The following is a 25,530-nucleotide window of genomic DNA, read 5'->3' as shown; positions in this document are numbered from 1 at the left end:
GGTGCGCGGTCCCCATCAGCCACCGCACCCATCGCCAAATTCAATTGCATATTGCCGCCTTTCAAATTGCCAATCATAGCCTGACGATCAAAAATCGATCGCCAGAGATCCCCCTCGTATTATTCCGGCCTTCAGTGCTCCCCTCGAAAGAGCATCAAAGGCTACTACTTGTTTGCGAGCCGGTTATCCCATTTCCCTCCCCCTCATGGAGAGGCCTGCGACACGCTAAAGACGCTCCTTTCGCCACAACCCTAAGGCGTATTCTTGAGGACAAAAAACCCCTGCCCGTTCCGAGACCGAAACGGCGCAAAAAGCTCCATGACCTGAGAAAACGGGCCCCGAAAGACCCGCCAGCAAGAAGGTGAATATCGTCGATACGATCATCGAGATAATCTGTGGACTGAGATCCGCACCCCTTGTTGGAATGCATTTAGGCAGGATCGTGGGGAGAGATCAATGGCGTTTTTTCTGCAAAAACTCAGATCGGCCATTGACTCACAAAGGCCGTTTTGCATCACGGGCAAGGCCCGAAGCAGAATCGCTTATGAATCAATGAGATTCAATTTTGGCAATTTTAGAGAGCCTGTTTTGGCAAAAAAATAAAAATCTTCTTGACTCAAAACTCGTCACGACTTCCGTAGAGAAAGCCTCCCATTTTCCGGGAGACCTCCTGCAAGCCATTGTTTTTGTTTAATATTTCCTGTCGTCCATCTGACACGCGTTTGTCACGTTACGGCAGGAATGATTAACAGGTGGTTAGAATCACAAAAAGCCCGGTCAAAAGACCAGGCTTTTTGAATAGTTATTTGTGATTAGCCGGATTAGGCCGAAAGAGCCTTAACGCGCTGTGCGAGACGCGACACCTTGCGGGATGCGGTGTTGCCGTGCAGGACGCCGCGGGTAGCTGCGCGCTGGATCTCGGGCTGAGCAGCCTTCAGAGCTTCGGTGGCAACAGCCAGATCGCCGGAAGCGATTGCTTCCTCGACCTTGCGAATGAAGCCGCGAACGCGCGAACGGCGAGCCTTGTTGACTGCGGTACGGCGAGCGATCTTGCGGGTCGCCTTTTTCGCCGAAGTTGTATTGGCCATGTATGCCTCTCTTCGAATTCAAACCAAATTCCGCAACCAGAGGATCGGGTCGTTCGACGACCTCACTTAACCCAAGAATGCGGGAGTAATTTCGGACAAGCCGGATGGCTTTCCTTAACCGTGGGCGGGCATATACCGCTAAAGCGCACGCCCGTCAACGCGCAAATGGTGGAAAACGCCGATATTCCGACTCCTTAGCGATTCCGGAAAACGGGTTTACGTTTTTCGATGAAGGCCGCCATGCCCTCCTTCTGGTCCGCCGTTGCAAAGAGCGACTGGAAGGACCGCCTTTCATATCGCAGGCCTTCCGCCAACGATACCTCAAAGGAGCGATTGACGCTTTCCTTGGCCATAAGAACCGAGGCACGCGACAGCGAAGCGATGCGGGTGGCAGCCTCCACCGCCTCCTCCATCAGATTTGCGGATGGAACAATGCGCGAGACGAGACCGGCACGCTCGGCCTCCGCCGCATCCATCATGCGGCCGGTCAGAACCAGATCCATGGCCTTTGCCTTGCCCACCGCCCGTGTCAGCCGCTGTGAGCCACCCATGCCGGGAATGACGCCGAGGGTGATCTCCGGCTGGCCGAACTTCGCCGTTTCCGAAGCGATGATGAAATCGCACATCATCGCCAGCTCGCAGCCGCCACCGAGTGCAAAACCCGAAACGGCGGCGATGACCGGTTTCCTCGTCGACGCAACCTCGTCCCAGCCGCCGAGAAAATCACCGACATAGGCGTCGACAAAATCCAGCCCCTGCATCTCCTTGATGTCGGCGCCTGCGGCAAATGCCTTTTCCGAGCCGGTGATGATGATCGCACCAATGGAATCATCGGTGGAGAATGAAGAGAGAATGTGCCGCAGCTCTTTCAAGAGCACCGAGTTGAGAGCGTTGAGCGCCTTGGGGCGATTGAGCGTTATGACGCCCACCTCATCACGCTTTTCGACCAGTATCGTTTCATAGTCCACGGCAATCTCCCCTTCTCCGTTGTTGCGGCCCATTACTCTTGGCTCAGTCACTTCTGGCAGGCGGCGCAATAAAAGGTCGAACGACCGGCCTGTACCACTCTCTCAACCGTACCCCCGCAGCCGGGTGTCCGGCAAGGCTGGCCTTCCTGATCGTAGACCGAAAAGGAATGCTGGAAATAACCGAGTGTCCCGTCTGTCTGTATATGGTCGCGGAGTGAGGAGCCGCCGGCGGCGATAGCGTCCGCGATCACGTCACGGATTTTTTCCGTCAGATCGATGAGCTGCGCTTTGGGCTTGCCTGATGTCGTGACCAGCGTTCCCGCTGCCCGTAAGGGAGAAAGATGCGCGCGCCACAGCGCCTCGCAGACATAGATATTGCCAAGGCCGGCAATGACCTTCTGATCCAGCAGCGTGCCTTTCAAGGGCTGGCTCTTGCCCTCAAACCGGCTCGCCAGATAATTGGCGCTCAATGCATTGCCTGTTGGTTCCGGCCCAAGCTCGGCAAAAGCCGGATAGAGATCGAGCTTGTTGCGCTCCACCAGATGCATGAAGCCGAAGCGGCGCGGATCATTATAGATGACGCAGACGCGCTCTTCGCCCTTATCCAGATGAAAGACGACATGGTCGTGTTTGCCATCCTTTGAGCGGGCATAATGAAACGCGCCGGGCGTATTGCCGGCTTCATCCGCGTCCGCCTCGATACGAAACGAGCCGGACATGCCGAGATGGGCAATGATCGTCAGCCCATCCTCCAGTTCGATCAAAAGATATTTCGCCCGGCGTCCAAGCGATATGATCGTTTTGCCTTCGATCAGCGTCGCGAAATCCTCCGGGAACGGAAAACGCAGATCGGGGCGGCCAAGGTGGAGTTTGTGAACCCTTGCCCCTTCCATGGCGGGGGCAAGACCGCGTCTGACAGTTTCGACTTCTGGCAATTCTGGCATCTGGCTTATCCGGCAGTTTATCGTTAGGACCATGTGGTCTATACAATGCACGCGAAATGTCGCGCCCAGGCGATGCGGCAACAGATAGCGTCGCCATGGCGTTTCCGCTATGGTCCGCCACGCAATAAAATGGAGACAGACGATGACCGACGCCCGTACGACCGCAGAAGGCGGCATGGAAACGTCCTATGGCTTCCACAAGGTGAACGAAGGCAAAAAGCAGGGGCTGGTCAACGAGGTCTTCCACAAGGTGGCCAAGCGCTACGACATCATGAACGACGTGATGTCGGCGGGCCTGCACCGGCTGTGGAAGGACGCCATGGTCTCTTCGCTTTCGCCGCGCAAGGATGCTTCCTACAGGGTTCTGGACGTGGCAGGGGGCACCGGCGATATCGCGTTTCGCATCGTTGAGGCCTCCAACCGTCTGGCGCACGCCACCGTTCTCGATATCAATGGCTCGATGCTGGCGGTCGGCGAGGAACGTGCGGCAAAAAAGAAGCTTTCCGACAATCTGACCTTCGTTGAGGCCAATGCCGAAGAACTGCCCTTCGAGGCGAATTCATTCGACGCCTATACGGTCGCTTTCGGCATTCGCAACGTGCCGCGCATCGATGTCGCGCTGAAGGAGGCCCATCGCGTGCTGAAACGTGGCGGGCGGCTGCTGGTACTGGAATTTTCAGAGGTCGAAATGCCGCTGCTCGACCGCGTCTACGACGCCTGGTCGTTCAACGCCATTCCGCAATTTGGCAAGATGATCACCGGCGACGCCGAACCCTATCAATATCTGGTCGAGTCGATCCGCAAATTCCCCAATCAGGAGGATTTCGCGGCGATGATCCGCACCGCCGGCTTCTCCCGCGTGTCCTACACCAACTACACCGGCGGCATCGCCGCCCTGCATTCCGGCTGGAAGCTTTAAGAGCATGGCCAGCAGAAGCAGGAGACAGGCATAAGCATGAGCACTTTGGGCGCATATTTCCGCCTCGCAAGGGTTGGCTGGGTTCTCGTGCGCGAAGGCGTCGTGCTGGCCCTGCCCTCCGACGACCTTCCTGCTCCCGCGCAAATGCTGAAAGCGTTGATGAAGCCCTTCGCCCGCAGCAAGGCCAAACGGGCGCAGCGTAGCGACCGGCTGGCAACGGCCGTCGAGCGGCTTGGACCGTCTTATGTGAAGATGGGCCAGTTTCTGGCCACCCGCCCGGATGTGGTGGGCGCTGATTTCGCCGACGATCTCGCAAGCCTTCAGGATCGCATGGCATTTTTCCCGGCTGCTGCGGCCAAGGCTAATATCGAAGGTTCGCTCGGACGCACGGTTTCCGACCTCTACAGGGAATTCGGTGATCCGATCGCGGCCGCCTCCATCGCCCAGGTTCATCCGGCAATGGTGGATACGCCGAAGGGACCACGCAAGGTGGCCGTCAAGGTCATCCGTCCCGGCGTGCGCCAGCGTTTCCAGAACGATCTGGAGGCGATGTATCTGATCGCCGACCTGCAGCAGCGCTTTGTCCGTTCAGCCCGCCGTCTGCGGCCGGTCGAGGTGACACGCACGCTGGAACAGACAACGAAGATCGAGATGGATCTGCGGCTCGAGGCCGCCGCCCTTTCCGAGCTTGCCGAAAACACAAAGGATGATCCCGGTTTCCGTGTTCCGGAAGTCGACTGGGAACGCACCGGCCGCGATGTCGTCACCATGGAGTGGATCGACGGCGTCAAGATGTCGGATATCGAGGGGCTGAAGGCCGCCGGTCACGACCTGAACCAGCTGGCCGACACGCTGATCCAGTCTTTCCTGCGGCACACGCTGCGCGACGGCTTTTTCCATGCCGACATGCATCCCGGCAATCTCTTCGTCGATGACAAGGGCATGATCGTCGCCGTGGATATGGGCATTGCCGGCCGGCTCGGCAAAAAGGAACGCCGCTTCCTCGCCGAAATCCTCTACGGCTTTATCACGCGCGATTACATGCGGGTGGCAGAGGTGCATTTCGAGGCCGGTTATGTGCCGGGCCATCACGATAAAGCCAGCTTCGCACAGGCGATCCGCGCCATTGGCGAGCCGATCCACGGGCAACCGGCCGAGACGATCTCCATGGGCAAGCTGTTGACCCTGCTGTTCGAGGTGACCGAACTTTTCGACATGGAGACGCGGCCGGAACTGGTGATGCTGCAAAAGACCATGGTGGTGGTGGAAGGCGTATCACGCATGCTCAACCCGCGCTTCAACATGTGGAAGGCGGCCGATCCGGTCGTCGGCGGCTGGATCAGGGACAATCTCGGTCCCAAGCGCATCGTCACCGATCTGAAAGACGGCATGAAGGCCGCTCTAAAGCTTGCCGAAGCGGCACCCGAGATCGCCGCCAAGACGGAAAAGCTGCATTCCGAGCTGATGTATATGAGCGAGAACGGCCTGCGTTTCGATGCCCAGACAGCCGAAGCCATCGGCAGGGCGGAAGCGCGCCATACCAAATGGGGGCGGATTGCGCTCTGGGTGATTGCGCTGACGCTTCTCTATATTGCCATCCGAATCAGCTAAGACATATCTGAACCTTGGAGGTGCGCGATGTCACGGTCGGGCACCTCAGTTACCAAAAACCACCTTTCAAACCGACGTGACGACCGCATGCCATGCTCATGCAATCTAACGAAGAATAGTGACCTGACCTTCTCAACGAAACAGGTGGCCTATGCGACTGTTAACCCTTCTGGTTGGTTCGCTATTCTTCAGTCTTCAACCGGTCGCGGTGCCGGAAGCAATGGCGCAACACAGGGTCTACGATCCCTGTACGGACGGCAGCATAAGCGATGGCAAGCCGCGCAGTTGCGACGAGCTGAAACGGGAATTGCGACGCAGTGACAGGTATGGTCGCAGGGAATGGGATTATTATCGGCCGATGCGGCCCCTGCGCACCGATCCATGCAGGGACGGGCGCGTCAGCGACGGGCAACCGCGATCCTGCGGAGAGTTGCGTCGCTGGTTGAATGGTAGATGATTGCCGGACGGGAATTGAAATTCATGGCAAAAACTCACGCAGTGAAACAGGCCCTTGTCTATTGTTCGTGGCCGATGGTGTTTTTTTTCGGCCTTGTCGGCTCCTATTTCGCCTTCAACAGCAGCAACCCCATCATGGCGTTCCTCTGCGTCTATGCGGGGGCGGTGTTGAGCCTGTTTCTCCTGGAACGTTATATCCCCTATGAGGTTCAGTGGCTTCAGGGCGATGGCGAAACCGCGACCAGCATTGGCCACACCCTGTTGACCAAGGGCCTTGTCCAGCTTGCCGCCGTTGCGGGAGCAATCTTTCCGATGCTGACCGCCAATGTGCTGCAGCCGCTTGCGGCCATGCGGTTCAATCTGTGGCCCTCTGACTTGCCGATGATCATTCAGGTCGCACTTGCGGTCACCATCGCTGAATTTGGCCTCTACTGGGCGCACCGTATCGCGCATGAGACCGTGTTCTTCTGGCGTTTCCACGCCCTGCACCACAGCGTTGTCCGGCTTTGGGTGGTCAATACCGGTCGCTTTCATGTGGCGGATTCGCTCTTCAAGATCGCACTCAGTCAGCTTCCGCTCTATTTGATGGGCGCACCCTTGCACGTTTTCTGGTGGCTTGGGGCCGTTACCGCCTTCATCGGCATTCTGACCCATTGCAATGTCGATATGAAAACCGGCCCGCTGGACTATGTGTTCAGCACGCCGCGGCTGCACCGCTGGCATCATTCCAAGGAGCTTCCCGAGGGAAACACCAATTACGGCGAGAATCTCGTCATATTCGACCAGCTGTTCGGCAGCTATTTCAATCCCGATCGCCCGTCCTCCACCAATATCGGTATCAAGGGGCAAATTGCGAAGGGCTTTCTGCCCCAGCTTTTTCAGCCCTTCACCAAGGAGGGCGTTCGCCAGATCATCGGTCGAAACACAAAAGACAATTCAGGCGAAACGCCCGGCATGTGAGGTTGGAGCATTCCCGCTTTCCTCCGAAATGCGAAAACGCTCTAGTCGAAGAATATGCCCAGCTCAGAGCGCAGTTTCTTCGTCAGGCCGGCCGCAACCAGTTCATAGGAGCGGCGCACATAATGCTCCAGCTCCTCTCGCTCGAGCGGTGAATGGTCACCGATCGATATCCATTTGCGTTTGGCAAAATAGGGCGCCTGACCGATGCCTTTCAGCGAGGTGAGGATTTCGAAACTTTCCTCCGAACATTTTACCACCAGACGCCAATCCACCCGCTCACCCAGCACGGCAAAGACCTTGTCGCCGACCTTCGCGACATGGGAATCCCATTGATCGACAAAGCGTACACCCGGCCACTCGCCCAGCACTCTGTCGAATGTCTTGCGATCGAACAGGCTCATGCGAGTTTCTCCGCAATAAGGGCTGCCAGACGTTTTGCGACGTCGGCCTTGTCGAGATCCGGCCAGGCCTCAATACCGTCCGCCGATATGATCTTCACGCTGTTGCGATCTCCGCCCATGATGCCGGTTTCAGCCGAGACATCATTGGCGACAATATAATCCGCGCCCTTGCGCTCCAGCTTGGCGCGGCCGTTCTTCTCAACATCCTGCGTTTCGGCGGCGAAACCCACCACCAGCTTCGGCCGCTTTTCGTGGTGGCCGACGGTTTTCAGGATATCGGGGTTTTCCGTCAATTGCAGCGCGGGCGGTGCATCGCCCGGCTGCTTCTTGATTTTCTGTTCCGATGAACCTGTCACCCGCCAGTCAGCGACAGCGGCGACCATGACCGCAATATCCACCGGGAGCTTTGAGATCACCGCATCACGCATCTCTTCGGCACGCTCGACATGGATCGTTGTGACTCCAGCCGGATCGGCGAGGTTGACCGGGCCTGAGACCAGCGTCACCTCCGCCCCCAGTTCCGCGAGAGCCGCCGCAATGGCGTGGCCCTGCTTGCCCGACGAGCGGTTGGCTATATAGCGTACCGGATCGATCGGCTCATGCGTGGGACCGGAAGTGACGATGGCCTTCCTGCCCTTGAGTGGTTTGGGGCCATTGTCCAAAAGCGTCTCAATGGCTTCAACGATCTGCAACGGCTCCGCCATCCGGCCAAGACCCGCCTCACCCCTCTCCGCCATCTCGCCTGCCATGGGGCCGATAAAAAACACGCCGTCTTTTTTGAGCACGCCGGCATTGCGGGCCGTTGGCTTCGCCGTCCACATTTTCGGATTCATGGCGGGCGCGACCAGCACCCTGCGGTCAGTCGCGAGAAGGATGGTGGAAGCAAGATCGTCGGCCAGGCCATGCGCCATCTTGGCCATGAGATCGGCAGTGGCGGGCGCGACCAGCACGAGGTCGCAGTCGCGCGCCAGCCTGATATGGCCGACATCCTGCTCGTCCTGTCTGGAAAAAAGCTCGGTGAAAACGTGGGTGGCAGACAGCACGCCGACAGCCAGCGGAGTGACGAATTCCTGGGCGCCCCTCGTCATGACCGGTGTCACCTTCGCGCCGCGCTCTTTCAGGCGGCGGATGAGATCGAGGCTCTTATAGGCCGCGATGCCGCCGGAGATGATGAGGAGAATATGTTTGCCTGAAAGCGTCATGATGCCGGACCAGTTTCCCGTTTCACCGGGAAACTAAGCCCTTGGCATTCAAAGTGCAATCCGGCTGATATCACGCCGCCTTGGCGACGTGATATTCCTTGATCGCAACCATCTTGATCGCCGGAAAACGCTCGGACTCATAGCGCAATGAGAAGGCGTCCTGCGCCAGAAACACCGGATCGCCATCCAGATCGCGGGCGATATCGCCGCGCTTGACGTTGAGGAACTTATCCATCTCCGCCGGCTGATCGGATGAAATCCAGCGGCAGACGGAAAAGCGCGACATTTCGAAGGAGACCGGCAGGCCGTATTCGCCCATCAGCCGTTCTTTCAATACGTCCAGCTGCAGCGCGCCGACGACGCCGACGATGGCTGGCGAGCCGTCTTCCGGCGAGAAGAGCTGCACGACGCCCTCTTCCGCCATCTGCTGCAGGGCTTCCTTCAGCTTCTTCGCCTTCATCGCATCTTCGAGCCGCACGCGGCGCAGGATTTCCGGCGAGAAGTTCGGAACGCCCTGGAAAACAAGGTTTTCACCCTCGGTCAGCGTATCACCGATGCGCAGCGTGCCGTGGTTGGGGATGCCGACCACATCACCCGCAAAGGCCGTATCGGCGAGCTGGCGCTGCGAGGCGAAGAAGAATTGCGGCGCGGTGAGCCCCATTTGCTTGCCGGTGCGCGACAAACGCGCCTTCATGCCGCGCTCCAGCTTGCCGGAGCAGATGCGGGCAAAGGCGATGCGGTCGCGGTGGTTGGGGTCCATATTCGCCTGAATCTTGAAGACGAAGGCCGTCATCCTGTCTTCGGCCGCATGCACGGTGCGGGTATCCGCCACCTGATCGCGCGGCGGCGGTGCGAAATCGCCGAGTGCATTGATGAGGTCGCGCACACCGAAATTGCGCAGCGCCGAACCGAAGAACACTGGCGTCATGTGGCCTTCAAGAAACGCCTGGCGATCGAAGGGACGGCAGGCTTCCAGCGCCAGTTCTGTTTCTTCGATAAAGACCTTGCGTTCGTTTTCCGGCAGCCGATCGGCAACCGCCTGCGGGCCGTTGACGGAGAGGCCTTCCACCTGCGTGTCATTGCCGCGAAAGGTGTTTTCGGCGAGATTATAAGCGCCGCAGAAGCTTTTCGCCCGTCCCACCGGCCAGGTGATCGGCGCGGTATCCAGCGCCAGCTTTTCCTCAACCTCATCCAATATCTCGAAGGGATCGCGGCTTTCGCGGTCCATCTTGTTGATGAAGGTGATGATCGGAATATCGCGCATGCGGCAGACTTCAAACAGCTTCAGCGTGCGTGGCTCGATACCCTTGGCGGCGTCGATGACCATGATCGCCGCATCCACCGCCGTCAGCGTGCGGTAGGTGTCGTCGGCGAAGTCTTCGTGGCCGGGCGTATCGAGAATGTTGAAGACGCGGTCGTTATATTCGAAGGTCATGACCGAGGTGACGACCGAAATGCCACGCTCGCGCTCGATCTTCATCCAGTCCGAACGGGTCTGGATGCGATCCTTTTTCGCCTTCACTTCACCGGCAAGCTGGATCGCTCCGCCGAACAGCAGCAGCTTTTCGGTAAGCGTCGTCTTACCCGCGTCCGGGTGCGCGATAATAGCAAAGGTGCGGCGGCGGGAGACCGCCTCGGCAAGTGTTTCGGCCATCTGACAAATCCTGTGAATTGCGGGCTATCTAGCGTTTCAGGCCCGCATTTGCAATTGACCTTGCCGCGATCTGCGCAAACTAATGCCGCATGACCGTTCAAAATGACAATCGCCCCCCTCTTCGCCTCGTCCGCCTCGCCAATGGTGCAGGCCTCGAATTGCCGTCCTATGAAACCGGTGGTGCTGCCGGCATGGACCTGCGCGCCGCAGTGCCTGCAGATCAACCGCTGACGCTGAAACCCGGTGAACGGGCACTGGTGCCGACCGGCTTCATCTTCGAAATTCCCCAAGGTTATGAGGCGCAAATCCGCCCCCGCTCCGGTCTTGCCATCAAGAACGGCATCACCTGCCTCAATTCTCCCGGCACGGTGGACAGCGATTATCGCGGCGAAGTGAAGGTCATTCTCGCCAATCTGGGGCAGGATGATTTCACAATCGAGCGCGGCATGCGCATTGCGCAGATGGTAATTGCGCCTGTGACGCAGGTTACCGTGAGCGAAGTGACGGAAACCTCCGAGACGGCGCGTGGCGCCGGCGGTTTCGGCTCGACCGGGGTCTGACCGGCAACCCGCATGATCGATTGTTTTTACCCGGCAATTTCGCTATTGATCTAGCGGATTTTCCGGGAAACATGATCATGACACTGACGACCCTTCTGGCCTATGCCACTGCCCTCTTCATCGCCGCCGCCATTCCCGGCCCCGGCATGACGGCGATCGTGGCGCGGGCGCTGGGTTCGGGCTTTCGGGAAACCTTCTTCATGGGCCTCGGGCTGGTGCTGGGCGACATGATCTACCTGACCGGCGTGATACTGGGGTTGGCCTTCGTGGCGCAGACATTTCAGGAAGCCTTCATGGTGCTGAAATTCGCCGGTGCGGCCTATCTCCTCTATATCGCCTGGAAGCTTTGGACCGCCGGCCTTTTGCCGCAGAACCTGAAGGCGAAAAAAAGCACCAGCATGCCGATGTCCTTCCTGTCCGGCCTGCTGATCACCCTCGGCAATCCGAAAACCATGCTGTTTTATGTGGCGCTGGTGCCGACGCTGATCGACATCCGCATGATCGGCCCGTCGGAATATGCGACACTCCTCGCCCTCACCTTCGTCGTGCTGATGGCCGTTCTGTTGCCCTACATCCTGCTTGCGGCCAAGGCCCGCAACCTCCTGAAACGGCCGAGCGCGCTGACGATCCTCAACCGCACGGCGGCGGGCATTCTGGCCGGAACGGCGACCATGATCGCCATCCGCAGCACCTAAAATAATTTCGTGCATTTACCCAGTTTATCGTGAAATTTTTCCGGTAAACCGGCCATATAAGGATGAACGTTCGCTAGCCTGACAGGGCGATTACTCCTATTCTGCCGCTCAAATCTTGCGGCCACTATTCTGTGGCCTTCATACAGGAGAGCATCATGCCCGAAGCCAGAAAGCCCGGACGCGGACGCGTCTATTCCTCGATTACGGAAACAATCGGCGATACGCCGATCGTGCGGCTGGACAAGCTGGCGAAAGAAAAGGGCGTGAAGGCCAACCTGCTTGCCAAGCTGGAGTTTTTCAACCCCATCGCCTCCGTGAAGGACCGCATCGGTGTTGCCATGATCGAAGCGCTGGAAGCGCAGGGCAAGATCATCCCCGGCAAAACGACACTGGTGGAGCCGACTTCGGGCAATACCGGCATCGCGCTTGCCTTTGCTGCCGCGGCCAAGGGTTACAAGCTGATCCTGACCATGCCGGAAACCATGTCGGTTGAACGCCGGAAAATGCTGGCCCTGCTTGGTGCCGAACTGGTGCTGACCGAAGGTCCGAAGGGCATGAAAGGTGCAATCGCCAAGGCGCAGGAACTGGCCGAGACGCTGCCCGACGCCATCATACCGCAGCAATTCGAAAACCCCGCCAATCCGGATATTCACCGCAAGACGACGGCAGAAGAAATCTGGAACGATACCGACGGCACGGTCGACATTCTCGTTTCCGGCATCGGCACGGGTGGCACGATCACCGGCACGGGTCAGGTTCTGAAATCCCGCAAGCCGGAAGTGAAGGTCATTGCGGTGGAACCCGCCGACAGCCCGGTGCTCTCCGGTGGTAACCCCGGCCCTCACAAGATCCAGGGCATCGGCGCTGGTTTTGCACCCGCCATCCTCGATACCGGCATCTATGACGAGATCGTCACCGTCACCAATGACGAGGCTTTCGAAATCGCGCGTCTTGCGGCAAGGCTGGAAGGCGTACCTGTCGGCATCTCCTCGGGTGCAGCATTGGCGGCGGCAATCAAGGTCGGCGCGCGCGAGGAAAATGCCGGCAAGAACATCGTCGTCATCGTTCCTTCCTTTGCGGAGCGTTACCTTTCGACAGCGCTGTTCGAAGGTCTTGGGCTCTAACGACCCCATCCGGTACGCGCGATCGCGGAACAAGGAATCGAGATTTATCATGCCGCCGGCACCGCTGGCGGCATAGGCGTTTCAGAACGCCCGCATTCGGCTGAATTCACGCGATGCGCGTCATATCGTGCTTTCGCATCTGCCTATCGAGAAGAGACAGAGCTTTTTCAGGGACTGCCTCCAAACTCTTCCAAAAAAAACGCGCCAGCGCAGCTCTAAGCCGCTGTCGGCAACCTCTCACCCGCGATACGATAGGACACGGCTTCCGCCACATGGATGCGGCCGACCGTTTGTTTGCCGTCCAGGTCGGCCAATGTTCGCGCGACCTTCAGAATACGATGATAACCACGAGCGGAAAACTTCAGCCGTTCGGCGGCATCGCGCAACAATTGCAGCCCGGAGGCATCCGGTTCGGCATATTTTTCGATCAGGGTCGTCGTGCAGCGGGCATTGGTACGGATGGCAGGAAACCCCGCCGCCGCATAACGCTCCTGCTGGGCGAGGCGGGCATTGGCGACACGGGCGGCAACCACCGCGCTCGGCTCGGACGCGACGGGGCGGATGAGATCAGTTGCGGAAACGGCAGGAACATCAATACGGATATCGATACGGTCCATCAGCGGACCGGAAATGCGGCCCTGATAATCGGTCACGCAACGCGGACCTCTGGCGCAGGTGAAGCCCGGCTCTCCTGCCATGCCGCAGCGGCAGGGGTTCATTGCCGCCACGAGCTGGATTTGCGCCGGATAGCTGACGCGGTGATTGGCCCGCGCGATGATACATTCACCCGTCTCCAGCGGCTGGCGCAAAGCATCCAGCACCTGCGGTGAAAATTCCGGGAATTCATCCAGAAAAAGAATGCCGTGATGGGCAAGTGAAGCCTCGCCCGGTCTGGCGCGCAATCCGCCGCCAATCAAAGCCGCCATGGTGGCGGAATGATGCGGTGTGCGGAACGGCCTGCGGTCTGAAAGCTTGCCGCCCGACAATTGGCCAGCGATGGAATGAACCATGGACACTTCCAGCAGCTCTGCCGCCTCAAGCGGTGGCAGGATGGACGGCAGGCGCGCGGCAAGCATGGATTTGCCGGAGCCGGGTGGACCGACCATCAGCAGATTATGGCCACCAGCCGCTGCCACTTCCAGCGCACGTCTGGCGCTTTCCTGCCCCTTGATATCCGCCAGATCGGGCAGATTGACCGGACTGGTCCGGATGGCGGGCACGGGGCGCGAAAGCAGCTGCGTGCCGCGAAAATGATTGGCAAGCGCTATGAGGCTGCGCGGGGCAAGGATATCGATGCCGGCACCGGCCCAGGCCGCCTCCGGACCGCTTTCAGCCGGGCAGATCAGGCCCTTGCCTAGAGCGTTGGCGCCGATGGCCGCCGGCAGCGCGCCAGAGACCATGCCGATGGTGCCATCGAGATTAAGTTCGCCGAGAACCACATATTGGCCGAGCGCCTCTGCCGGTATGGCGCCCAAAGTGGCCATGAGCCCCAGAGCAATGGGAAGATCGAAATGCGAGCCTTCCTTTGGCAGATCGGCAGGCGCGAGATTGACGGTCACCTTTTTTGCCGGAAGCGCCAGACCCGAAGCATGTAGTGCCGCCTGCACCCGCTCCCGGCTTTCAGCCACCGCCTTGTCCGGCAGGCCGACGATCTGGATGCCGACCTTTCCGGGTGCGACCATGACCTGCACCTCGACGGGCACGCCCTCTATGCCCTGAAATGCAACCGTATTGACCTTCGCCACCATGGCCTGCCCCCGCAAACCGGCCGCGACATCAGAGCTTCATGCCCTGTGGCGGCCACCCGCAAGCAACGTGCCATAAGGCAAAGAATAAAACAAGAACATCCGGTGAACAATCTCACGCGGGCGATGTATTTTAGTTGTGTCTAGTTGCACCCACGGAACAAATGGAGTTCGATCGGAAATCGCCTCAGAAATCCTGAGTTTCGCGCTTTTTCTCGATGGCGTCCCACAACAGGCTTGCCACATCGGCCCCGCCGAATTTCTGCACTTCACGAATGCCGGTCGGTGAGGTGACGTTGATCTCCGTGAGATAATCGCCGATCACATCGATACCAACAAATAGGAAACCACGCTCGCGCAGGGCGGGACCAATGCGGCGGCAAATTTCCTTCTCGCGCGCCGTTAGTTCCGTCGGCTCCGGCCGGCCACCGGCATGCATGTTGGAGCGGGCATCGTTTTCTGCCGGTACGCGGTTGATTGCGCCCACCGGCTCGCCATCGACCAAAAGGATGCGCTTGTCGCCCTTGCGGACGTCAGGCAGATATTCCTGGGCGATGTAGGGCTCACGAAACATCTGGCCGAACATTTCCAGCAGCGAGGAGAAATTGCGGTCGTCACGCGCCGAATGGAAGACACCCGCACCGCCATTGCCATAAAGCGGCTTGAGGATGATATCGCCCATTTCATTGCGGAACCGGGCGATCTCGGCCACGTCCTTGGTGATCAAGGTCTTCGGCATCAGATCGGCGAATTCGGTGACGAAAATCTTTTCGGGCGAGTTACGCACCCAGGCGGGGTCATTGACAACAAGCGTCCTGGGATGAATACGCTCCAGCAGATGGGTGGAGGTGATATAGGCCATGTCGAATGGCGGATCCTGACGCAGATGGATGACATCCATGGTCGAAAGATCAACGCGCTCCGGTTCCGACAGCGAGAAATGGTCACCCTTTATGTCGCGCAACTCCATCTGCTCGACGGTGGCGTAAATCTTGCCGTCACGCATGGAAAGACGGTCTGGCGTATAGTGGAACAGCCGGTATCCGCGCGCCTGCGCCTCAAGGCTCATGGCGAAAGTGGAATCACCGGCAATGTTGATGCCGGAGACATGATCCATCTGGATCGCGACGTTCTTGATCTTCGCCATGCGCATGTTCCTCTTGCAGCATAGGGATGCCCTGCGGCCCACAATGCCCATTGTCCCGTCTTTTCAAGCTTCCCGGCAAACCCGGGAGAGACCCGGAAGTGCTTCAGAAAACCCTGAAGATGTAGGGCAGCGACCATTCAAACGCAACTGCTGCAAGCGGTGCTTTGTGTGAGTTTTATTGAAGCTTCACAATTCCCCCGACGGCGCCGGAAGGCCCCGTCGTTTGAATTGTTTTACCGTTTCAGGCCGCCAGCTTGTAGGAACTGCCGGAAAACAGCTTGTTCTTGACGCGATAGGCCAGCGCCAGCGCCCGGGGGAATGGACGACGCATGAAGGCGACCTTTCGGACATAGTCATCCACCCGCCAGGTGGCCCATGTTCCCGCCCGGAAATAGGCGACGTCGCCAACCCGCAGGATGCTGACCGAACCGTCTTCGGCCGTCACATGCACCTCGCCTTCCAGAATATAGACGGTTTCATCCCAGCCGAAGAACCAGCGGAATTCACCGGCCGTGCAATCCCACATGGCGGTGCTGGACGCGCGGTCACCGCTTCGGGAATGATCGGCCGCGCGCGCCTGGGGATCGCCGGAGATGATCCAGTCAGGATTGATGGGGGCTGGCTGAAGTCGCAGATCGGTGCAGGATGCGCTGACAACGGCCTCGTCTTTTGCTCCGCGCAGATAGGCCGGCAATATTGGCATCGTGCGGATCGCCATGGTTGCAGCCGCCGCGAACATCATTTTGAACGACATATGAGAAAACCCCCGTGAAATATTGGAGGTCTTCTATCATCGGGATCGTAACAAAGCGGTTTTGACAATCGGCGCAATTTTAGTCATCGCGCCGATTTCTTCCGACGTGATCAGGCCGTTGCCAGCTGAGCGGGCTGTATCTGAACCTGTTCCGCCTTGCCGGCGATGCGCTTGCCGGTTTCGTTGGAGAAAAAGTGCAGTTTTTCCGGTGCTATCGTCACCGACAACGCGGCCGGAACCTCGACATCCGGCGGGAAAGCCACTGTCAGGTTCTGGTCGCCGATCATGCCATGCACAAGGCGCTGCGAACCCAGCTCCTCGATATAATCGACGCGCAGCGCAAGGCCCTGCTCGCCCGCCGCGGCAATGCGGAAATCCTCCGCCCGCATGCCCACCGTCACCGACCCCGAAGCGGGGGCAAAACCGTTCAGTGCAAACAGTGACGGACCGATGGCGAGGCTATCGCCATGCAGTTCCGCATTCAGCAGGTTCATGGCGGGAGAGCCGATGAAGCTGGCGACGAAGGTGGAGGCGGGGGTGTGATAGACATCAAGCGGCGCGCCGATCTGTTCGATGCGGCCGCCATTCAGCACTACCAGACGATCAGCCAGCGTCATGGCCTCAAGCTGATCATGGGTGACATAGATGGAGGTGGTGCCGAGGCGTTTTTGCAGGCGCTTGATTTCACCGCGCATGGAAACGCGCAGCTTGGCATCAAGGTTCGACAGAGGCTCATCGAACAGGAAGGCAGCCGGTTTGCGAACGATGGCACGGCCCATGGCGACACGCTGCCGCTGGCCGCCGGAAAGGGCGCGCGGTTTGCGATCCAGATAGGGTTCGAGCTGCAGCATACGGGCGGCTTCAGCCACACGCGCATCGATCTCCGCCTTCGGCGTCTTGCGGTTCTTCAGCCCATATTCCAGATTCTGGCGCACCGACATATGCGGATAAAGCGCGTAATTCTGGAACACCATGGCAATATCGCGGTCGGCGGGATCAGCCTGGTTGACCACCCGGTCGCCGATCTTCACCGTGCCTTCGGAGATGTCCTCAAGCCCGGCAACCATGCGCAGGAGCGTGGACTTTCCGCAGCCGGAGGGGCCGACGAGAACGATGAACTCACCATCCCTGATGTCGATATCGACGTGATGCACGGCGCGCACGCCGCCATGATAATCCTTGCAGACCTGACTGATTTCTATAGCGGCCATTTCGGTCTCCTTATTTATCGCTCTCGGTGAGGCCCTTGATGAACCAGCGCTGGAATACGATGACGATCAGCACCGGCGGCAGCATGGCCAGAACGGCGAGCGCGAAAGCTTCGTTGTAATCGGGAATTTGCGAACCAACCCAGACCTGCAGGATCGACTTGATGCCGCGCATCAGGGTGAAGAAACTCTCATCCGTCGTCATCAGCATCGGCCAGAGATACTGGTTCCAGCCATAAACGAACATGATGATGAAGATCGCCGCCATCATGGTGCGCGACAGCGGGATGATGACATCGATGAAGAATTTGAACGGCCCTGCCCCGTCGATACGGGCGGCCTCCAGCAATTCTTCCGGAATGGATTTGAAGAACTGCCGAAAATAGAAGGTGCCCGTTGCAGACGCTAGAAGCGGCACGATCAAGCCGGTATAGGAGTTCAAGAGGCCAAGTTTGCTCATCACCTCGTAGGACGGCATGATGCGCACTTCGAGCGGCAGGAGCAGCGTCGTAAAAATGATCCAGAAGGCGAGTGTGGCAAAGCGGAAGCGGAAATAGACGATCGCATAGGCCGCCGTCATCGACAGGACGATCTTGCCAACGGCAAAACCAATGCCGAGGATCAGCGAATTGAGCACCATGTTGAGGCCGGTGATCTGCCCGGTGAAGCCGCCCTTCTGGGTCAGGACCTTTTCATAGGTTTCGACGAAATTGTCGCCCGGAATGATCGCCAGGCCGCTGCGATGGATTTCCGCCGCCGTATGTGTCGAGGTCATGAAAGCCACGACAACAGGCAATATCAGGAACAGCGCGCCTGCTATCAGCACCAGATGGTCGAGGGGTTTTGTCTTGTACATCGTCTTTTCCCTCAATTGTAATGGATGCGCTTCTCGATGAAGCGGAACTGGATGATGGTGAGGACGAAGACGACCAGCATCAGAATGACGGACTGGGCAGAAGAACCGCCGATGTCATTGCCGCGGAAACCATCGAGAAACACCTTGTAGACCAGCGTGATCGGGTTATTGGCCGCCTTGTCCTTCACCATCACGTCGATGACGCCGAACGTGTCGAACAGGGAATATGTGATGTTGATGATCAGCAGGAAGAAGGCGGTGGGCGCCAGAAGCGGCATGATGACCGTCCAGAACCGGCGAAAGCCAGAGCGGCAATCAATGGCGGCGGCCTCACGCACAGCGACGGACACGCCTTGCAGGCCAGACAGGAAGAAGATGAAATTATAAGGAATCTGCTTCCACACGGCGACGACGACCATGGCAAAGGCCGTGTCGAAGTAATTGAGGCCGACCTTCATGTCCCAGCCGAAAAACGCCGCCATCTTGACGAAGGGGCCGATATGCTGGTCGAAAAACATCATGCCGATGAGGCCCGCGACTGGCGGCGCGATGGCGTAAACGGAGATCAGCAATGTCTTGTAGGTCGAACTGCCGCGAATGACCGCATCCGCCTTGACGGCCAGTAAAAGGCCGAGCGCCAGTGAAAAGAAGGTCACCAGAACAGTGAAAACGACCGTGAACTTGGCAATGTTGAGATATTCCGGATTGAATATCGCGTCCGAATAATTGGCGAAGCCCACGAATGACGCCCCGAACCCGAAAGGGTCTTCGAGATAAAACGAGGACTGAATGGCCTGAGCGGACGGCCAGTAGAAAAAGATGAAAATCACCGCGAGCTGCGGCGCCAGAAACAGATAGGGCACGAAGGACGAGGAGAACTGTACGCGCTTCATGCCGGCTTCAGCGGCCTTGGCGGGTTTTCCAGCCTTTGCGGACCAGCCGGATAAAAACCGGCGCGGTTGAGACGATGTATAGGCCACGCTTGCGCCTCCTTATCCAGAAGCGAGCCTCCCTTCCGTCGGAAAGGAGGCTCGACAACGATCATTGGTTTCGAAAAGATCGATCAGCCGGCCGTCTTGGCGAAACGGGCCAGAAGGTCGTTGCCTTCCTTCTCGATGATGTCGAAGGCGTCCTTCGGCGTGACTTCGCCGGAGAAGATGCGGTTATATTCGCGTTCCATGACGGCGCGGATCTGCGGGTAGAAGCCGAGGCGATAACCCTTGGACCATTCGCCGCCCGGCAGCGACAGCTGCTGGATGCCGACTTCGGCGACCGGCTTTTCCTTGTAGAAGCCTTCAGCCTTGGCCTTTTCGTAAGCGGCCTTGGTGATGGCGACGTAACCGGTGGCCTTGTGGTAGAAGACCTGGATTTCCGGCGAGGTCAGGAACTGGAAGAAGTCAGCCACGCACTTGTTTTCGGCTTCGGACTTGCCGGACATTGCGAAGAGGGCAGCGCCGCCGATGAAGGAGTTGGTGCCAGCGCCCTTGATGGAGCCCCAGTAGGGAAGGAAGGTTGCCGAGAACGGCATGGTTGCCGTCTTCTGCAGGCCACCGAACGAACCGGAAGAACCGATCCAGAAAGCAACCTTGCCTTCTTCAAACGGCTTCTGGTTGTCGTTCCAGCCGGCGCCGTAATAGGCGAACAGGCCCTTGTCCTTCCAGTCCTTCAGCTTGTCGAACATCATGACGAGGTTCGGATCGGTAAGCTTCAGCTTGGTGTCGGTGACACTGTCGTAGCCGTTATTGTTGGTGGCGAACTGGATGTTGTTGCGGGAGAAGAAGTTCTCCGTGAACTGCCAGGTCAGCTGCGACTGAACGAGCGGGATGTAACCGGCTTCTTTCAGCTTCGGCGCAACCTGCTCGAACTCTTCCCAGGTCTTCGGTGCTTCGACGCCGGCCTTTTTCAGGGCTTCGTCGTTGACATACATGATCGGAGCGGAGGAGTTAAACGGCATGCCGACGAACTTGCCGTCAGCTGCAGCGTAGAAATAACGCACGCCGTTGATAAAGGCTTCGCGGTCGAACTTGTAACCGGCCTTGTTGATGAGGTCTTCCGCAGGAATGACCGCGCCCTTGGCGTTGATGATGGTGGCAGCGCCGGCATCGAAAACCTGGAGGATGTTCGGCTGTTCGCCGGAACGGAAGGCGGCGATGCCGCTGGCCAGGGCTTCTTCGTAAGAACCCTTGGAAACCGGCGTCAGAGCGCATTCCTTCTGGGCTTCGTTGAACTTCTGGGAAACTTCGTTGATGACTTCGCCGTTACGGCCGCCCATACCGTGCCACCAGGTGATGTTGGTCGCAGCCATGGAAGACGTTGCCGAAATGCTGACCGCCACTGCGGCCATGGAAATCTTCTTCAACATTACTAAATCCTCTCCACCATTTATTGGGATGAGGATGCGAATAGAGGGGTTCCATGACGCCTCTTTAACAGTTTCATGTCAGATTTGTTACGGCGCCTGTTAATGAACTCCGTTCTTTCAAAAATGGATGTCTCAGGCGTCCTTGCGCTTTATCGGCCGGGCCGGATTTCCCACCACCGTCGCGCCGGGCGGCACATCCCGCGTCACCACCGAACCAGCACCGACAATCGCCCCATCACCAATGGTTACGCCGGCCAACAGGATTGCGCCGCCGCCGATCCAGACATCACGGCCGATTGTCACCGGCTTTGCGATTTCAACGCCTTGCGCGCGCGGAACCGGGTCCAGATGGTGTTCAGCACAATAGATCTGCACGGCGGGGCCGAGCATTGCCCCATCGCCGATCACCACCCTGGCGGAATCGAGAATGACGCAGCTGGCGTTAAGATAGACATTCCTGCCCAGCGTGATGTTGAAGCCATAAGCGCAATGAAACGGGGCTTCGATAAATGCGCCTTCCGCGACAGAGGCGAAGAGGGCGTGCAGCAGCGGTGCCATGGCTCCGCGCTCATCCGGCAGCGCGGTATTGTGCTGGTGAACGGCCCGGCGGGCGCGCCAGCGCAGCCCATCCAGCTCGGCATCCATGCAGCTGTACCATTCGCCCGCGGCCATTTTTTCCCGCTCGGTGGACATTGCCTTCCCTCCCCTCAGAACGCGTCGATGAAATGCTGCGGCAGCCGGCGCGGCAGGATGGCGACGATATCGAAGCGCAGCGAAAACCGCCCAGCATCCCCGCGACGGGAGAGCCAGAGATCGGCGGCTGCCCGGATGCGCTGCTGCGAATGGAAACCGACCGCATCGATAGCCCCCAGCCCGGAAGATCGCGCCTTGACCTCGATGATGGCAACGACATCCCGCTTGCGGGCGATGAGGTCGATTTCCCCCAGCCGGGTACGATAACGAATGGCGAGGATGCGATATCCCTTCGCCAGCAGATAGAGTGCGGCCCAATATTCCGCCGTGCGGCCGCGCCGCTCGGCCTTGCGTCTTCTGTTCCTTTGCGCGTCAGCCGCCATCCCTGTCCTTCATGTCCAGCAGCCGTTGATAAAGCTCCTTGCGTGGCAGGCCGGTCAGTTTCGATGCCTCGCCCGCGGCCTTGGCGGCAGGCATGGTCGCGACCAGATCCTTAAGGAGCTTTTCGACATCCTCGATATCGGGAATTTCGTCATAGGAGGGCGGCTCGATCAGAAGTACGATCTCGCCCTTCACCACGCGATCCTCGTCATAATAATCGGCAAGCTCGCTCAGCGTGCCGCGCCGGAATTCCTCGAAAGTCTTGGTCAACTCGCGGCACACCACGGCGCGCCGGTCGCGGCCAAGCACTTCCGACGCCACCTTGACGGTGGTGCCGATGCGGCGCGGCGATTCAAAAAAGATCAAGGTAGCGGGGATTTTCGCAAGTTCGGCAAACCGATCGCGCTTGCCGCGATCCTTCACCGGCAGGAAACCCGCAAACAGAAAGGCATCGCTCGGCATGCCCGATCCGACAAGGGCGGCAAGCGGCGCAGATGCGCCCGGCACCGGCACGACGCGATGGCCCGCTTCCAGTGCCAGCTGACCAAGACGATAACCGGGATCGGAAACGAGCGGCGTTCCGGCATCCGATACCAATGCCACGGATTTTCCGGCTTCCAGGGCGGCGATGAGCTTCGGCCCCGCTTCGTTCGCATTGTGCTCGTGGTAGGCGAGCGGACGCGTGCGAATGCCGTAGCGTTCAAGCAGGATACGGGTGACGCGGGTATCCTCGCAGGCGAGAACATCGGCAGAGGCCAGCGTCTCCAGCGCGCGGATGGTAATATCGCCGAGATTGCCGATGGGGGTGGCCACGAGATAAAGTGCCGGCTCCAGCGGTCGTGCCGGAATGGTGGCCGTCCCGATCCTGAATTCCCTTGTTGCCTGTCTGGCATCGCTGTTCGATAGTTCTTCCGTCACACGGCTTCCAATCATTCTGGCCGATTATTGCCGGCCGGTCGCTCCGGTTTTCCCTCCTTTATGGGCAATAGAAAACCGGCGAACAAGGTCCATGGACGGCTCCATCCTGTGGATCATGCTGTATAGCAGCAAAATGAGCCGAGGCAGACGCACTCGGCTCTTGCATTTTCTGCAATAACTCTGCCATTTTGCCCGTCCACATTATCCGGCTTTTTTGCCGGTCAAGACTCTTCTTGCCGATCCGGCGGTGGCCGGTTCGCAACGGTTGAAAGCGGTAGCGTCCATGCGTATTACTCTTGAGCGGTCGAACCTTCTTAAATCGCTGAACCACGTGCACAGGGTTGTCGAGCGTCGTAACACGATCCCGATCCTGTCCAACGTCCTGCTTCGCGCATCCGGCGCCAATCTGGACATGAAGGCGACCGACCTCGACCTCGAAATCACCGAAGCAACACCGGCCATGGTGGAACAGGCGGGCGCCACCACCGTGCCGGCGCACCTGCTTTATGAAATCGTGCGCAAGCTGCCTGACGGTTCCGAGGTGCTTCTGGCCACCAATCCTGATGGCTCCACCATGACGGTTGCCTCCGGCCGTTCGAAATTTTCGCTGCAATGCCTGCCGGAAACCGATTTCCCTGACCTGACAGCTGGTACCTTCAGCCATACTTTCAAGCTCAAGGCGACCGATCTGAAGATGCTGATCGACCGCACGCAATTTGCGATTTCGACCGAAGAGACGCGTTATTACCTGAACGGCATCTTCTTCCACACCATCGAAAGCGGCGGCGACCTGAAGCTGCGCGCTGTCGCGACGGACGGTCACCGTCTGGCGCGCGCCGATGTGGATGCTCCTTCCGGTTCCGAAGGCATGCCGGGCATCATCATTCCGCGCAAGACCGTCGGCGAATTGCAGAAGCTGATGGACAATCCGGAACTGGAAGTCACCGCCGAAGTCTCGGACGCCAAAATCCGTCTGACCATCGGTTCGGTGGTTTTGACCTCGAAGCTCATCGACGGCACCTTCCCGGATTATCAGCGCGTCATCCCGACCGGCAACGACAAGGAAATGCGCGTCGATTGCCAGACCTTCGCGCGGGCTGTGGACCGTGTTTCGACAATTTCGTCCGAGCGCGGCCGCGCCGTGAAGCTGGCGCTAACTGACGGCCAGTTGACGCTGACCGTCAACAATCCCGACTCGGGAAGTGCTACCGAAGAAGTGGCCGTTGGTTACGACAATGATTCGATGGAAATCGGCTTCAATGCCAAATATCTCCTCGATATCACGTCGCAGCTTTCCGGCGAGGATGCGATTTTTCTGCTGGCGGATGCCGGATCACCGACGCTCGTTCGCGACACCGCCGGCGATGATGCACTCTATGTTCTGATGCCGATGCGCGTTTAAACGGCTGTTTTTTTGCCAATTCAATCAAAAACGCCGGTGGATCGCTTCACCGGCGTTTTTGATTCGGCTGCTGCTCGTTTCAAGCGATAAGCGAATTTTTCCAGTTACGACATTTTGCCTTGTTTTTGCGCCAAATGAGATCAACAGTGCGTAACCGTTTTTTGACAATGACCAAAAATGTATCCGAGGGGAATTATGGCACTTAACCTGAAGCAACGCCTTGAGCAGAAATTTGAGGAAGAAATCCGCTTTTTCAAGGGCATGGTCAGCCAGCCGAAAAAAGTCGGCGCCATTGTCCCGACATCGTCGATCACGGCGAAGAAAATGGCGAGCGTCATCAATCCCCATTCCGGCCTGCCGGTTCTCGAACTCGGCCCGGGCACGGGTGTCATCACCAAGGCCATTCTGGCGCGCGGCATCAAGCCGGAAAGCCTGACGGCCATCGAATATTCAACCGATTTCTACAATCAGCTGCTCCGGAGCTACCCCGGCGTCAATTTCGTCAATGGCGATGCCTTCGATCTCGATGCGACGCTCGGTGAACACAAGGACCAGATGTTCGACAGCGTCATTTCCGCCGTGCCGATGCTGAATTTCCCAATGGCCGCCCGTATCAAGCTTCTTGACGAATTGCTGAAGCGCGTGCCGCATGGCCGCCCCGTGGTGCAGATATCCTACGGTCCGATTTCCCCGATCGTCGCGCAACCGCATCTTTACCACATCCGCCATTTCGATTTCATCGTGCGCAATATTCCGCCGGCACAATTGTGGACCTATACGCGGGCCTGACCATTCGGCAGAATGGCTAAGACCGTCATTTCCCGGTCGTGACGGATGGTTAGGGTGTTGGTTTGCCCTTTCCAATGCCTTTGAGGATCGGTTTCATGCACGCGCTTTACATCACCCATCCCCAGGTCAAGATCGATCCGATGGTTCCCGTTCCCGATTGGGGGCTTTCGGACAGGGGTGTCGAGCGGACGCGGGAGGCAAGTCGCCTCCCCTGGGCGCGGGCATTGCGGCGCATCGTTTCCAGCGCCGAAACCAAGGCGATCGAAACCGCCCGTATCCTCGCCGAAACCTCCGGTGCGGCGATAGAGATTATCGAAACAATGCATGAAAACGACCGGTCCGCCACCGGCTTCCTCCCGCCGTCGGAATTCGAAAAGGCGGCGGACTGGTTCTTCGCCCATCCTGACGAGAGTTTTCGCGGTTGGGAAAGGGCGATCGACGCGCAGGCACGGATCGTCAGCGCCGTCAAAGCTGTTCTCGACAGGCACGAACCACAGCAGCCCATCGCCTTTGTCGGCCATGGCGGCGTGGGTACGCTGTTGAAATGCCATATTGAAGGCCGCGGTATCAGCCGCTCCAAGGACCAGCCACCGGGCGGCGGCAATCTTTTCCGCTTTTCCACCGCCGAGTTTTCACTTGCAGCCGCGTCCCCCACATGCGACTGGACGGCAATGGAAACATGGCAGGGATAAG

General features: G+C 58.6%; 24 protein-coding genes and 2 pseudogenes. 9 read left to right on the top strand and 17 right to left on the bottom strand.

The features are described 5' to 3' along the window. Positions 1-821: 821 nt before the first annotated feature. From rpsT to mutM, 3 genes are all read right to left on the bottom strand, one after another. Positions 822-1,088, bottom strand: coding sequence for a 30S ribosomal protein S20 (rpsT, locus tag PL640_RS01335; RefSeq protein ID WP_003493474.1), 267 nt, complete (start codon positions 1,086-1,088; stop codon positions 822-824). A 194-nt stretch (positions 1,089-1,282) separates the two neighbouring features. Continuing rightward, on the bottom strand, positions 1,283-2,056 hold the full coding sequence (locus tag PL640_RS01330; protein WP_225245095.1) for an enoyl-CoA hydratase: 774 nt from the start codon (positions 2,054-2,056) through the stop codon (positions 1,283-1,285). A gap of 47 nt (positions 2,057-2,103) precedes the next feature. Next, positions 2,104-3,000 carry a bifunctional DNA-formamidopyrimidine glycosylase/DNA-(apurinic or apyrimidinic site) lyase gene (mutM, locus tag PL640_RS01325; protein WP_271360595.1) on the bottom strand — a complete coding sequence of 299 codons (897 nt, stop codon included), beginning with the start codon at positions 2,998-3,000 and terminating at the stop codon, positions 2,104-2,106. A 142-nt stretch (positions 3,001-3,142) separates the two neighbouring features. On the opposite strand from mutM, the gene ubiE reads away from it, so the two are divergent. From ubiE to PL640_RS01310, 3 genes are all read left to right on the top strand, one after another. Next, positions 3,143-3,919, top strand: coding sequence for a bifunctional demethylmenaquinone methyltransferase/2-methoxy-6-polyprenyl-1,4-benzoquinol methylase UbiE (ubiE, locus tag PL640_RS01320; protein WP_271360594.1), 777 nt, complete (start codon positions 3,143-3,145; stop codon positions 3,917-3,919). Between the two features lie 36 nt (positions 3,920-3,955). Then, positions 3,956-5,530 (top strand): 2-polyprenylphenol 6-hydroxylase, encoded by a 1,575-nt coding sequence (gene ubiB / locus PL640_RS01315; RefSeq protein WP_271360593.1) that lies wholly within the window; start codon positions 3,956-3,958, stop codon positions 5,528-5,530. Between the two features lie 480 nt (positions 5,531-6,010). Continuing rightward, positions 6,011-6,946 (top strand): sterol desaturase family protein, encoded by a 936-nt coding sequence (locus PL640_RS01310; RefSeq protein ID WP_271360592.1) that lies wholly within the window; start codon positions 6,011-6,013, stop codon positions 6,944-6,946. 41 nt (positions 6,947-6,987) lie between these two features. Here PL640_RS01310 and PL640_RS01305 read toward each other — a convergent pair whose 3' ends face one another. The 3 genes from PL640_RS01305 to PL640_RS01295 all read right to left on the bottom strand — a co-directional run bounded on the left by PL640_RS01305 (position 6,988) and on the right by PL640_RS01295 (position 10,203). Continuing rightward, entirely contained in the window at positions 6,988-7,347 is a 360-nt protein-coding gene (locus tag PL640_RS01305; protein WP_271360591.1) for an MmcQ/YjbR family DNA-binding protein, read from the bottom strand. After that, on the bottom strand, positions 7,344-8,549 hold the full coding sequence (gene coaBC, locus PL640_RS01300; RefSeq protein ID WP_271360590.1) for a bifunctional phosphopantothenoylcysteine decarboxylase/phosphopantothenate--cysteine ligase CoaBC: 1,206 nt from the start codon (positions 8,547-8,549) through the stop codon (positions 7,344-7,346). Before coaBC ends, PL640_RS01305 begins: the two co-directional genes overlap by 4 nt. A 70-nt stretch (positions 8,550-8,619) precedes the next feature. Beyond that, positions 8,620-10,203 carry a peptide chain release factor 3 gene (locus tag PL640_RS01295; RefSeq protein ID WP_052820301.1) on the bottom strand — a complete coding sequence of 528 codons (1,584 nt, stop codon included), beginning with the start codon at positions 10,201-10,203 and terminating at the stop codon, positions 8,620-8,622. Positions 10,204-10,292: 89 nt separating this feature from the next. Here PL640_RS01295 and dut point away from each other — a divergent pair, with 89 nt between their 5' ends. The 3 genes from dut (at position 10,293) to cysK (ending at position 12,582) form a co-directional block, all read left to right on the top strand. Next, positions 10,293-10,763, top strand: coding sequence for a dUTP diphosphatase (gene dut / locus PL640_RS01290; protein ID WP_269700212.1), 471 nt, complete (start codon positions 10,293-10,295; stop codon positions 10,761-10,763). Positions 10,764-10,840: 77 nt separating this feature from the next. Next, positions 10,841-11,458 carry a LysE family translocator gene (locus PL640_RS01285; protein WP_271360589.1) on the top strand — a complete coding sequence of 206 codons (618 nt, stop codon included), beginning with the start codon at positions 10,841-10,843 and terminating at the stop codon, positions 11,456-11,458. A 155-nt stretch (positions 11,459-11,613) separates the two neighbouring features. After that, the gene (gene cysK / locus PL640_RS01280) at positions 11,614-12,582 is read left to right on the top strand and encodes a cysteine synthase A (RefSeq protein ID WP_271360588.1); all 969 of its coding nucleotides are present in this window, start codon (positions 11,614-11,616) and stop codon (positions 12,580-12,582) included. Positions 12,583-12,797: 215 nt separating this feature from the next. Here cysK and PL640_RS01275 read toward each other — a convergent pair whose 3' ends face one another. The 11 genes and pseudogenes from PL640_RS01275 to rsmI form a co-directional block, all read right to left on the bottom strand. Beyond that, positions 12,798-14,330, bottom strand: coding sequence for a YifB family Mg chelatase-like AAA ATPase (locus PL640_RS01275; protein ID WP_271360587.1), 1,533 nt, complete (start codon positions 14,328-14,330; stop codon positions 12,798-12,800). 184 nt (positions 14,331-14,514) lie between these two features. Then, positions 14,515-15,474, bottom strand: coding sequence for a glutathione synthase (gene gshB, locus PL640_RS01270; RefSeq protein WP_271360586.1), 960 nt, complete (start codon positions 15,472-15,474; stop codon positions 14,515-14,517). A 241-nt stretch (positions 15,475-15,715) separates the two neighbouring features. Continuing rightward, on the bottom strand, positions 15,716-16,228 hold the full coding sequence (locus PL640_RS01265) for a cupin domain-containing protein (protein WP_271360585.1): 513 nt from the start codon (positions 16,226-16,228) through the stop codon (positions 15,716-15,718). A gap of 110 nt (positions 16,229-16,338) precedes the next feature. Continuing rightward, positions 16,339-17,439, bottom strand: coding sequence for a sn-glycerol-3-phosphate import ATP-binding protein UgpC (locus PL640_RS01260; RefSeq protein ID WP_271360584.1), 1,101 nt, complete (start codon positions 17,437-17,439; stop codon positions 16,339-16,341). A gap of 10 nt (positions 17,440-17,449) precedes the next feature. Further along, a complete protein-coding gene (gene ugpE, locus PL640_RS01255) occupies positions 17,450-18,292 on the bottom strand; it encodes a sn-glycerol-3-phosphate ABC transporter permease UgpE (RefSeq protein ID WP_142840892.1) in 843 nt (280 codons plus the stop codon). Between the two features lie 11 nt (positions 18,293-18,303). Then, positions 18,304-19,272: an ABC transporter permease subunit gene (locus tag PL640_RS01250; protein WP_271360583.1), complete on the bottom strand. Its 969-nt coding sequence runs from the start codon at positions 19,270-19,272 to the stop codon at positions 18,304-18,306. A gap of 83 nt (positions 19,273-19,355) precedes the next feature. Then, on the bottom strand, positions 19,356-20,654 hold the full coding sequence (locus tag PL640_RS01245) for an extracellular solute-binding protein (RefSeq protein ID WP_046799279.1): 1,299 nt from the start codon (positions 20,652-20,654) through the stop codon (positions 19,356-19,358). A gap of 144 nt (positions 20,655-20,798) precedes the next feature. Next, positions 20,799-20,963, bottom strand: a pseudogene (locus tag PL640_RS25800) (DapH/DapD/GlmU-related protein); the annotation flags it as partial. A gap of 225 nt (positions 20,964-21,188) precedes the next feature. After that, positions 21,189-21,326: pseudogene (locus PL640_RS25795) on the bottom strand (maltose acetyltransferase domain-containing protein); the annotation flags it as partial. A 35-nt stretch (positions 21,327-21,361) separates the two neighbouring features. Beyond that, entirely contained in the window at positions 21,362-21,730 is a 369-nt protein-coding gene (locus PL640_RS01235; protein WP_271360581.1) for a YraN family protein, read from the bottom strand. After that, positions 21,720-22,661 carry a 16S rRNA (cytidine(1402)-2'-O)-methyltransferase gene (gene rsmI, locus PL640_RS01230; RefSeq protein ID WP_137085833.1) on the bottom strand — a complete coding sequence of 314 codons (942 nt, stop codon included), beginning with the start codon at positions 22,659-22,661 and terminating at the stop codon, positions 21,720-21,722. The genes PL640_RS01235 and rsmI overlap by 11 nt, the downstream gene beginning before the upstream one ends. Positions 22,662-22,929: 268 nt before the next feature. Here rsmI and dnaN point away from each other — a divergent pair, with 268 nt between their 5' ends. The 3 genes from dnaN to PL640_RS01215 all read left to right on the top strand — a co-directional run bounded on the left by dnaN (position 22,930) and on the right by PL640_RS01215 (position 25,529). Then, positions 22,930-24,048 carry a DNA polymerase III subunit beta gene (dnaN, locus tag PL640_RS01225; protein ID WP_046799275.1) on the top strand — a complete coding sequence of 373 codons (1,119 nt, stop codon included), beginning with the start codon at positions 22,930-22,932 and terminating at the stop codon, positions 24,046-24,048. A 195-nt stretch (positions 24,049-24,243) separates the two neighbouring features. Further along, positions 24,244-24,837, top strand: a complete 594-nt coding sequence (gene pmtA, locus PL640_RS01220) for a phospholipid N-methyltransferase PmtA (protein WP_137085831.1) — start codon at positions 24,244-24,246, stop codon at positions 24,835-24,837. A 95-nt stretch (positions 24,838-24,932) separates the two neighbouring features. Beyond that, a complete protein-coding gene (locus PL640_RS01215) occupies positions 24,933-25,529 on the top strand; it encodes a histidine phosphatase family protein (protein ID WP_271360580.1) in 597 nt (198 codons plus the stop codon). Position 25,530 lies beyond the last annotated feature (1 nt).

Source organism: Agrobacterium sp. ST15.16.024 (assembly GCF_027956545.1).
Lineage (GTDB): Bacteria > Pseudomonadota > Alphaproteobacteria > Rhizobiales > Rhizobiaceae > Agrobacterium > Agrobacterium cucumeris.
Note: the sequence above shows the minus strand (reverse complement) of the source record. Positions and strands in the feature narration are given on the sequence as shown.

What these genes read in the sequence shown, in the direction of transcription:
- rpsT (WP_003493474.1), bottom strand. Translation starts at nt 1,088, where the DNA reads ATGGCCAATACAACTTCGGCGAAAAAGGCGACCCGCAAGATCGCTCGC.
- mutM (WP_271360595.1), bottom strand. Translation starts at nt 3,000, where the DNA reads ATGCCAGAATTGCCAGAAGTCGAAACTGTCAGACGCGGTCTTGCCCCC.
- ubiE (WP_271360594.1), top strand. Translation starts at nt 3,143, where the DNA reads ATGACCGACGCCCGTACGACCGCAGAAGGCGGCATGGAAACGTCCTAT.
- ubiB (WP_271360593.1), top strand. Translation starts at nt 3,956, where the DNA reads ATGAGCACTTTGGGCGCATATTTCCGCCTCGCAAGGGTTGGCTGGGTT.
- PL640_RS01310 (WP_271360592.1), top strand. Translation starts at nt 6,011, where the DNA reads ATGGCAAAAACTCACGCAGTGAAACAGGCCCTTGTCTATTGTTCGTGG.
- PL640_RS01305 (WP_271360591.1), bottom strand. Translation starts at nt 7,347, where the DNA reads ATGAGCCTGTTCGATCGCAAGACATTCGACAGAGTGCTGGGCGAGTGG.
- coaBC (WP_271360590.1), bottom strand. Translation starts at nt 8,549, where the DNA reads ATGACGCTTTCAGGCAAACATATTCTCCTCATCATCTCCGGCGGCATC.
- PL640_RS01295 (WP_052820301.1), bottom strand. Translation starts at nt 10,203, where the DNA reads ATGGCCGAAACACTTGCCGAGGCGGTCTCCCGCCGCCGCACCTTTGCT.
- dut (WP_269700212.1), top strand. Translation starts at nt 10,293, where the DNA reads ATGACCGTTCAAAATGACAATCGCCCCCCTCTTCGCCTCGTCCGCCTC.
- PL640_RS01285 (WP_271360589.1), top strand. Translation starts at nt 10,841, where the DNA reads ATGACACTGACGACCCTTCTGGCCTATGCCACTGCCCTCTTCATCGCC.
- cysK (WP_271360588.1), top strand. Translation starts at nt 11,614, where the DNA reads ATGCCCGAAGCCAGAAAGCCCGGACGCGGACGCGTCTATTCCTCGATT.
- PL640_RS01275 (WP_271360587.1), bottom strand. Translation starts at nt 14,330, where the DNA reads ATGGTGGCGAAGGTCAATACGGTTGCATTTCAGGGCATAGAGGGCGTG.
- gshB (WP_271360586.1), bottom strand. Translation starts at nt 15,474, where the DNA reads ATGGCGAAGATCAAGAACGTCGCGATCCAGATGGATCATGTCTCCGGC.
- PL640_RS01265 (WP_271360585.1), bottom strand. Translation starts at nt 16,228, where the DNA reads ATGTCGTTCAAAATGATGTTCGCGGCGGCTGCAACCATGGCGATCCGC.
- PL640_RS01260 (WP_271360584.1), bottom strand. Translation starts at nt 17,439, where the DNA reads ATGGCCGCTATAGAAATCAGTCAGGTCTGCAAGGATTATCATGGCGGC.
- ugpE (WP_142840892.1), bottom strand. Translation starts at nt 18,292, where the DNA reads ATGTACAAGACAAAACCCCTCGACCATCTGGTGCTGATAGCAGGCGCG.
- PL640_RS01245 (WP_046799279.1), bottom strand. Translation starts at nt 20,654, where the DNA reads ATGTTGAAGAAGATTTCCATGGCCGCAGTGGCGGTCAGCATTTCGGCA.
- PL640_RS01235 (WP_271360581.1), bottom strand. Translation starts at nt 21,730, where the DNA reads ATGGCGGCTGACGCGCAAAGGAACAGAAGACGCAAGGCCGAGCGGCGC.
- rsmI (WP_137085833.1), bottom strand. Translation starts at nt 22,661, where the DNA reads ATGATTGGAAGCCGTGTGACGGAAGAACTATCGAACAGCGATGCCAGA.
- dnaN (WP_046799275.1), top strand. Translation starts at nt 22,930, where the DNA reads ATGCGTATTACTCTTGAGCGGTCGAACCTTCTTAAATCGCTGAACCAC.
- pmtA (WP_137085831.1), top strand. Translation starts at nt 24,244, where the DNA reads ATGGCACTTAACCTGAAGCAACGCCTTGAGCAGAAATTTGAGGAAGAA.
- PL640_RS01215 (WP_271360580.1), top strand. Translation starts at nt 24,933, where the DNA reads ATGCACGCGCTTTACATCACCCATCCCCAGGTCAAGATCGATCCGATG.